The following is a 2,128-nucleotide window of genomic DNA, read 5'->3' as shown; positions in this document are numbered from 1 at the left end:
TGGGCCGTCATGTCCGGACGCTCGCATCGGCATTGCATCAACCGGGGCGCTTCAACCTGAGCTGGGATGGAAAAGACGACGGAGGGCAGGTAGTAGCCTCTGGCGTCTATGTCTATCAGCTTCGCTCGGGAGCATCCGTGCTGACGCGCAAGATGCTTCTCCTGAGATAGTGCCATTTGTCACCCCCTGGTGGGATGGAAAAGCTTGCCAAGTGGATGTGCGGTGAGTAACTTGAAAGCAACGCCGTGGTTCATTGGGCAGAGAGAACATCTCAACAGAAGGAGGAAAACAATGGCTAGCGTAGTGCGGCAGGAGCAAATGAGGCGCTTGAAGGAGAAGCATGCAGATGGGTTGTTGCTGTGGGAGTTGAAGAACGGATTTGAGCTGAGTCCTCGTGAATCGGACTTGGTGTTGGAGACAGCAAAGGGAATATTGCTTGAAGGGAAGACGCTGGAACGAGGGAAGCATCGCGTGGTTGGTGTGACATTGGGAGAAAGTGCTGGCAAGACGATAGAGGAAGTAAAGAAGAAGGAAGTTGTGGTAACACTCGATGGAGGGATCGAAGACATCGAGTATGAGAAGCGGCACGGGAGGATCGCCTTACGGTCGATGCGGATGTTGCGGGTGATCGAAGAAGGGATTGACCAAGGAGTTGTCTTCAGCACAGAAGATTTGGGGAGGATGCTGGGGATATCGGTCCGGACGGTAAAGCGAGATGTTCAGCGATTGCGAAGAGAAGGGTGCGAAGTACAAACGCGAGGGTATTACGAAGGCATCGGGCGAGCGAAGAGTCACAAGGCGCGAATCGTGGAGTTGTATCTGCAGGGGAAGACGTATGCAGAGATTGAGACGGGGATGCGACACACGATGCAAGCGATCAAGCGCTACGTGGAGACCTTTGGAAGAGTTGTCTATGCGTTGCGACGAAAGAAACTTCGGCCTGATGAACGCAGTTATGTGCTGGGGATCAGTGAGGCACTACTGCGTGAGTATCAGAAACTGTATTACCAGGCGATACGACACTACCCAGAGCGGTTGAAGGAAATCGTTGAGCGGTATGGGGGTGGCGCCAAGGTTTTGGAATACAAGGAGTTAGACAGACGCAAGGAAGGCTTCCGGATAGGCGGCTCGGGGAAAAAAAGGAGGACCGCCTATGCCGGTGCGTGATCGATATGGGGCGATAACCAAACGGACGTACAAGCAGTCGGTTGTGCATCTGTTGGAGATGGAATACAAGATCTTGGGAAGTCATCGCGTGCTGGAGCAATTAGCAGAGGACTTGGAGCAGTTGCATACGCTTTATTATGGTGACGCTGGGAAGATGATGCCGGGAACGTTATGTTGGCGGACGCAAGCGTTGGAAGATGAGACGATCAAGTATGCGAAGCGAGCGGAGGAGTACCCGGCGAAGACGATCTACCTTCCTTACGTGAATCCAGAAGACGTGGACAGACGGATCCGTCACCGGAAGGGAGTGCGCAACGATAACTACCAGTGGAGTGATCGGCGTGAAGTGGCTCAGATGGTTCGGCTGCTGTGGAGTGCGTATGAGCAGGGGACGTCGTTGACGATCGGTGAGCTGTCGGTGATCATGAATCGATCATTAGGAGTGATTGGGAAATACATCAAACAGTATTATGCTGAGAATCCTGACAAGACGCTTCCGTTGCGAGGATACATTTACGACCAAGGCAGCAACCCGACCCACAAAGCGCTGATCTGTACGTTGTGGGAGCGAGGTGTTGGTGAAGCAGACATTGCACAGCGCACGAATCATCATCTGAAATCGGTAGGGCGATACCTCAATCACTACCGCCGAGTCATGCAGCTGATGGAAAAAGGAATGACGGTGGATGAGATCGCTCACCTCGTCGGCATCGGCAAGCGAGTTGTGCTAGAATACACGCGCATCGCAAGCCAGCTTCACCCCAAGCTTGCTAAGAAGCAGACATTGAAAAAGACAAAAAAATACAAAAATCCCACCCGGGGCCATTTGGCACTATAGAAGGTAGCGACGACGTAGAACTTGCGTTTTGATGCGAGATCGAATGATGTTTCCAAAGTTAGCGGCCATCAGACTGGTAGGCGTCATTGTCATCGTAGGCAACGCTTCGCCTCTCCTTTCCCA

General features: G+C 52.7%; 3 protein-coding genes. All 3 read left to right on the top strand.

Annotation, left to right across the window (positions count from 1 at the left end):
* On the top strand, positions 1-170 hold a 170-nt coding region (locus QME66_13515), incomplete at its 5' end, for a FlgD immunoglobulin-like domain containing protein (GenBank protein ID MDI6809965.1).
* 121 nt (positions 171-291) lie between these two features.
* Entirely contained in the window at positions 292-1,167 is an 876-nt protein-coding gene (locus QME66_13510) for a DUF1670 domain-containing protein (protein MDI6809964.1), read from the top strand.
* Positions 1,154-2,005, top strand: a complete 852-nt coding sequence (locus tag QME66_13505) for a DUF1670 domain-containing protein (GenBank protein MDI6809963.1) — start codon at positions 1,154-1,156, stop codon at positions 2,003-2,005. Before QME66_13510 ends, QME66_13505 begins: the two co-directional genes overlap by 14 nt.
* Positions 2,006-2,128 lie beyond the last annotated feature (123 nt).

It is taken from the genome of Candidatus Eisenbacteria bacterium, assembly GCA_030017955.1.
Classification (GTDB): Bacteria; Eisenbacteria; RBG-16-71-46; order JASEGR01; family JASEGR01; genus JASEGR01.
The sequence above is the reverse complement of the archived record's forward strand: the minus strand, read 5'-3'. Positions and strand labels throughout refer to the sequence as shown.

Excerpts from the sequence above, each read along its gene's own strand:
- QME66_13510 (MDI6809964.1), top strand. The coding sequence starts at position 292 with ATGGCTAGCGTAGTGCGGCAGGAGCAAATGAGGCGCTTGAAGGAGAAG.
- QME66_13505 (MDI6809963.1), top strand. The coding sequence starts at position 1,154 with ATGCCGGTGCGTGATCGATATGGGGCGATAACCAAACGGACGTACAAG.